4 protein-coding genes are annotated in these 6,338 nt (G+C 47.9%); 2 read left to right on the top strand and 2 right to left on the bottom strand.

The genetic code is table 11. The features are described 5' to 3' along the window. Both QVO39_RS00605 and QVO39_RS00600 read left to right on the top strand, forming a co-directional pair. A partial coding sequence (locus tag QVO39_RS00605; protein WP_288171237.1) for a TonB-dependent receptor domain-containing protein occupies window positions 1-1,737 on the top strand: 1,737 nt, incomplete at its 5' end. A 773-nt stretch (window positions 1,738-2,510) separates the two neighbouring features. Continuing rightward, window positions 2,511-3,548 carry a hypothetical protein gene (locus QVO39_RS00600; protein WP_021902570.1) on the top strand — a complete coding sequence of 346 codons (1,038 nt, stop codon included), beginning with the start codon at window positions 2,511-2,513 and terminating at the stop codon, window positions 3,546-3,548. Here the strand turns inward: QVO39_RS00600 and QVO39_RS00595 are convergent. Both QVO39_RS00595 and rho read right to left on the bottom strand, forming a co-directional pair. After that, window positions 3,538-4,221, bottom strand: coding sequence for a M15 family metallopeptidase (locus QVO39_RS00595; protein WP_021902569.1), 684 nt, complete (start codon window positions 4,219-4,221; stop codon window positions 3,538-3,540). The two genes, QVO39_RS00600 and QVO39_RS00595, sit on opposite strands and share 11 nt — an antisense overlap. Window positions 4,222-4,224: 3 nt before the next feature. Beyond that, on the bottom strand, window positions 4,225-6,186 hold the full coding sequence (gene rho, locus QVO39_RS00590; RefSeq protein WP_021902568.1) for a transcription termination factor Rho: 1,962 nt from the start codon (window positions 6,184-6,186) through the stop codon (window positions 4,225-4,227). Window positions 6,187-6,338: the final 152 nt, after the last annotated feature.

The raw sequence follows: 6,338 nt of genomic DNA, 5'->3' as shown, positions 1-6,338 counted from the left end.
GTCGGTGCCGTCATCAAAATATACACCCGCCGCGAACCCGGCTCGGGACTCAGCGGATACCTTGAAGTTAGACCATCAAAGGTCAAGGGGTGTAAAATGGACTATGGCACCTACTTCTCTTTCAACTACCGCAAGGATAATTGGGATTTCTTTGTTAACAGCTGGAATGGCAATTGGAGAGGAATCAATATCACCGACGATGCCACATTTATTGGCAAAATCGGGCAAGACAAGTGGACTAATACCACAAGTATGGTTTCAAAGTTTTGGGGGAACGACCACAACTTTACATTCGGTGTCAATTATTCCGACGACCTGCAAAGTGCTGGAGTACAATATCGATTGAGTGCTGATAACGATTTTTCAACTAGTGAAGGTAAACTCATCAGTTCGCTACAGCAGAATAAACCCTTGTATAGCTTTACAGAAGAATCAAAGCCTTGGATCTATGCACACCGCCCAAGCCTCTACTATTTGCGTAAAATAGGCCAATGGAAAACGCAGATAGATATAGACTACTACGAAAGTACAAAGTCTGAAAAGGCAACTACAACAAAGAGAGGCTACACCGAGGCATACGAATTAAAGGCGTTGAAAGGAAGGAGCGGAGATAAGTACCAATCTGCTGGCGCTAGACTAGATATCGATGGACCTCTCTGGGGCGGTTCGCTGAATGTAGGGGGTGGATACTCGTGGGCCAATAATAGTTTCTTCAACTATAGTGACCCAGAGCTCAAACTCCCCGACCTCAATAGCACTCTCAAGGAGCAAACCTATGTGCTTTATGCCGAGTATAGCCATGCCATCGCCCAAAAGATTATGCTCACAGCAGGTCTACGTATGGAGCATGTACGCAACCGCTACGATAATCAGGCAATAGAGATCAAGGATTATATCAAGACCAACCTATTCCCTACCCTCTCCTTTGGTGGACAACTGTGGGGAGTCAATACACAGCTATCCTTTAGAAGCCAGATCAATCGGCCGAACTTCTGGAGACTACAGCCAGGCTATCAGTATTTATCCGAATATGAATATCAGGTGGGTGACCCCAACCTCAAGCCAGGACTCTCCTATACTACTCAGCTGATGCTCAATAAGAGCTGGGTGACACTGATGCTTACGCACGAGTACAAAGTCAATTCTCTAACGCAAGAGACACAACCAATGAAGGATCCATCCGATCCTACCAAGCTTCTACCATACAAGACCGTTCTGAAGCATATCAATGCTGCACCCTACAGCACATTGGGAGGTGCCCTAGTCCTTAGTCCTCGAGTGAAGTGGTGGCAACCCACCTTCACAGTGGGTGGTATGAAGTTGATTGGATACGACCTCCAGCACTTCGAGGAGACCATCACCAATCGTAAACCCTTCATATACCTCAATTGGCAAAATCAATTCACCCTGCCCAAGGAGCTGACCATCACTGCCAATCTAAACTATCTACCTGCTGGTGGAAGTCAAGACAATCTTGATATAATTGGTGCTCAAGCATTTCTCAATATGGAAATCTCCAAGCGGTGGCTAAAAGATAATGCACTCACCACAACTTTTGCGCTCAACAACTTCACCTTTACACCTATGAAAGTAAGGTTGGTAACTAAGTACACAGAGTTGACCACCACGCAAAGGGTGATGCCAAGAGTAACATTTACCATTGCCTACCGCTTCAATGCAACTAAGCAAAAGTACCAAGGAAAGGGTGCCCTCGGATCCGTCATCGATAGAATGTAGTAAGCAAGCAACCACCCCCACCCTACGACCCCTTGCGTGTTGGACGAACCATTCTTTAATCCTAGAATCGGTAGTCCGACCCACAAGGGGTCGAATATATACGTGTCACCTATAACCCCCCAGTCGTTCGGGGCTAACGCCCCTCCGACAGGGGGCTACGACAAATCGGACCTCTCCGAGGTCCTTACCTGCTTGTCTAGTACAAGGAATACCTATACGGAAAGTAACTTAAGTTGATTTTTCTAATGCATAACCCCTGCATATACACTTTCACGTATGGAAGTTCAACCCTAACTGTAGCAGGGCAAAAGTTTAGTTGCATCTCAGCGATTGCTTAGTTGCATCTCGCCGTTTGCTTAGTTGCATCTCGGCGATCGCTTAGTTGCAACTAAACTTTCGCTTTTATAGCATATTGTATATCAGATAGTTACAAATCTCCTAAAAGCGACTATCAGAAGCTCGGAATTTATCGGAAGGACCTTGGAAGAAGTCCATTACAATCACCTAAACGTCCGTCTCGTCTTGATAAGGCACCCAAAAGAAAGAATACCCCGAAGGGGTTGCACGGCCTAATAACCCGAGCTTCCCCCTGAAGACGAGCGGTAGCGAGTCTGAAGGTGAAGCTTGGGCACTGGAGCCAGCACAAGCACGCTACCCCGAAGGGGTTGCATATCCACGGTCAGATCTGTATTAGACATTTTCAACAGCCAAAGCTTGAACATCCTAGGTACCGTACCACTCAACCATTGGGGGGCTCTATCTGTTTAAAGAGTATGAAGCGGTATGTAGAGAATAAAATACGACAATGGCTAGGGGAGGATAATCCTTCCCTACTTTGGCTCGCCTACTTACTTCCTTTTGGCCTGCCCATAGTCGATACGTGGGGCAAAGGGGTAGTGGTAGGCTGGGTGCTCCTATGCATCGGAGTGCTTCTGCTCTTTGTACGTGGCACTCAGCGTCATCGGCACTCTTGGCGAATAACGCTCTTTCTACCTGTCTTGGCACTGCTATTAAGTACGGTGGTGAGTTTCTATTTAGTGCCTCAGTGGCACCTCTATTGGAGCTTGCTCTCTATGGCACTTTCGTCTGGATGGCTGTGGCGGATTGAGGAGACTTTGGCACGGGAGAACCCTCTCAGCATTGAGGAGTGGCTCTTTAGTGCCCGGCTATTTGGTATCGGGAGCCTTGGGTATATGCTCATTTGCCTTTTGGGTCTTCATAGATTCGGTTGGTCGGAGTGGGCACCAATGCCACTCATCATAATAGGAGCGGTGCTTCATCAAGTTCGGGTGCACAAGGCATCGATCTGCTGGAAGCAATCCTTTTGCTGTCCCATCGGCACTCCCTTGGTGCGGATGGCGATTGTACGAGGCAATGAATTATGGCTAACGAAAAGGCCCTACACTGGTTGCTTTGTGGAGGATAAGGAGGCTCCTTGCCACGCAACGATCTACCGGGACCATCCGCTGACCACTTGTGTTAATCCTGGGGAAACACCTGAAGAGGCGATCCATAGGGCGTACTGCTCTATCGGATTAAAGTTGAAGGAGACGCCTCGGTTTCTGCTCAAGTACGGCTACCACCCCACACCAGAAAATGAGCGTGTAGTCTATCTATTTGTGCTCAACCTTAGGGGGTATAACTATGAGACAACACTCAATATGAGAGGACACTTCTATAGCCCTGAGAAGATTGACCACCTCATTGCTAAAGATTACTTTCAACCCCAATTTGTGGAGGAGTACAAGTATCTCAAGAATACGCTTCTCCGAGCGAATGCCGTCCTAGACTCAAATATGGTTACTGAATAAGGCGGTAGCGACTTCGTACCTCTTTGATAGAAATACGCTCCTCAAAGTGCCACCACTCTTTGCGTATATTGCGTAGTCCTACCGCATTCATCTGCTTGGTGAGGTAGCGGCGGTGGTTGTAGGCCTCTTTAGAGATCAATCCCTTCCGTAGCAACTCCTCCTCCTTATCGGTATGGCTACGGATGCCAAAATGGTCTACTGGGCTACCCATATCCACTCGCTCTCCTGTCTTGGTATTGATGATGGTAAGGTCTACAGCCGCACCATAGTTGTGCCTTCCTCCGCCATTGGCTGGCGATGCCACATACCCTTGATATTTGGTTCCTCGCACGGTATTGTACATCTTTTTTTGAACACTCAGAGGGCGAGCTGCATCGCAGATCAATAGGGAGTACTCCTCGCCCCAATCCTTCTTGAGACGAGCCTGCACCTGCTTTAGCTTTTCAGCGATATGGGGGAGGAGGTAGGCGGTAGTCCACTCGCCATACATATCTACGCCTACAAAGTTATCGGTAGAGGCGTACATCAGCTCTACCTGAATAGTGGGGTCTACCTGCTGGATATCTACCAGCCCGACGATGCTATCCCCCGCAGAGGAGGGGGTAAAAGAAAAGAGGCATTGAAGTACGATTAAATACTTCAATACCTCTTTAAGTATATTGATTCGTGACATGGTTTAGCTATTCATGGAGGCTAAGAACTCGATATTATCTACCGTATTCTCCATACGTGACTTGATGAGCTCCATGGCTTCGAGAGAGGTCATATCATTGATATGACGGCGAAGCACCCACATACGATTGAGGGTTTCTTGATCCTGAAGTAGGTCGTCACGACGAGTACTAGAGCTCTGCAGATCCACTGCTGGGAAGATGCGCTTATTGGAGAGCTTACGATCGAGCTGTAGCTCCATATTACCTGTTCCCTTGAACTCCTCGAAGATCACATCATCCATCTTGGATCCGGTCTCAGTAAGTGCGGTAGCAAGAATGGTGAGACTTCCGCCTCCCTCGATATTACGAGCTGCACCGAAGAAACGCTTAGGCTTCTGCAACGCATTGGCATCAACACCACCCGATAGTACCTTTCCGGAAGCTGGCTGAACGGTATTGTAGGCACGAGCAAGGCGGGTAATGGAGTCGAGCAAGATGACCACATCGTGACCGCACTCTACCAATCGCTTAGCCTTCTGTAGGACAATATCGGCAATCTTCACATGCTGCTCTACTGGCTCATCAAAGGTCGAAGCAATCACCTCGGCATCTACATTGCGTGCCATATCTGTCACCTCCTCAGGTCGCTCATCAATCAGTAGGACAATCATATAGACCTCGGGGTGGTTATGGGCAATCGCATTGGCAATGTCCTTTAGGAGCATTGTCTTACCAGTCTTAGGCTGTGCTACGATCAAACCACGTTGCCCCTTGCCAATAGGGGAGAAGAGATCTACAATTCTCACGCCAACCTTATCATAAACCTTGGAGGCAGTAGGTGCTTCCAACTTGAACTTCTCAGTAGGGAAGAGAGGGGTTAGATGGTCAAAAGGTACTCGGTCACGCACCTGCTTAGGGTCGCAACCATTGAGACGCACCAAGCTCTTCATTGGGAAGTACTTATCCTTATCCCTCGGCGGAGTAATGATCGCCTCAATGACATCGCCAGTCTTAAGCCCATACGACTTGATTTGCGACTGAGACACATAGACATCATCGGGGGAGGATAGATAGTTGTAGTCGCTGGAGCGAATAAAACCGTATCCATCGGGCAATACCTCTAGTACACCAGTGCTATGAAGGGTATCCTTGAAGTCGTAGGTAGGCTTCGCTGGTTGTGGCTCTGCCTGTGGCTGACGATTCTGGTTATTATTGCCCTGATGATTATTATTGTTCTGAGCTGGGTTGCCCTGTGGCTTCTTTGGCTGTTGCTGATTATTATCTGTCTGGGTAGCTTTTTGCTGTGATGCTTGCTTAGGCTGAGTCGTCTCCTCTTCCTTAGCTGGAGCACCCTTCTTCTCCTCCTTTTTAGGTTGATTAGGGGCAATCATCCCCATCATATCGGTGAGTACCGAATTGCTGGCATTCTTATTGACAAATACCTGAGGCTCATGCTTTGCAGCGGGCTTAGCCTCCTCCTTAGGAGCCTTGGCCTTATCATCAGAGTTGTCAGTCTTCTTAGGTTGCGCCTCAGACTTCTTAGCAGTCTCCTCCTTCTTAGCCGCCTCTTGCTCTGCCTTCGTAGGTCTACCACGGCGACGAGTAGGCTTATTTTCCTTAGCCCCCTCCTTGGTATCAGCTTCCTCTTCCTTGTTGGCTGTTCTACGACGATTGGTGGCAGTTGCTGCCTTGGCCTTTGCAATGGCTTCTGCCTTATCAGGCTCTTCCTTCTTTTCTGGAGTTGCCTTTTTTGCAGTAGCTTTCTTAGGGGACGACTTGGTAGCCTTTGCCTTTGTGGTTGCTTTCTTTCGCCCGCCAGCCATTTGCTGAGCCGACTGATTGGCCTGTTCGTCTAGGATTTGATAGACAAGTTCCTGCCGAGAAATCTTAGGCAAACGTCCCTTAGTCCCTAGCTCCTCAGCGACTTTATTGAGTTCATCATCACTTAGAGCATTGAGCTCAAAGAGTGTATAACTTTGTGCCATAAAAAAACAATATATGCGTTAGCCTACTTAGAATATCTCCAAATGCATCTCCTCACTGAGGAGCCTGCTAAAGGGTATGTTGCTAACGCTTTAATTATATGGAAATATTAAAAAGAATATAAAGTGGGCAGTGATGGATTCGAACCACCGAA

It is taken from the genome of Porphyromonas sp. CAG:1061, assembly GCF_000435035.1.
Lineage (GTDB): Bacteria > Bacteroidota > Bacteroidia > Bacteroidales > Porphyromonadaceae > Porphyromonas_A > Porphyromonas_A somerae.
This window is presented reverse-complemented; position numbering and strand designations above follow the sequence as displayed.

Coding starts and splice junctions, on each gene's coding strand:
- QVO39_RS00600 (WP_021902570.1), top strand. CDS start 2,511: ATGAAGCGGTATGTAGAGAATAAAATACGACAATGGCTAGGGGAGGAT.
- QVO39_RS00595 (WP_021902569.1), bottom strand. CDS start 4,221: ATGTCACGAATCAATATACTTAAAGAGGTATTGAAGTATTTAATCGTA.
- rho (WP_021902568.1), bottom strand. CDS start 6,186: ATGGCACAAAGTTATACACTCTTTGAGCTCAATGCTCTAAGTGATGAT.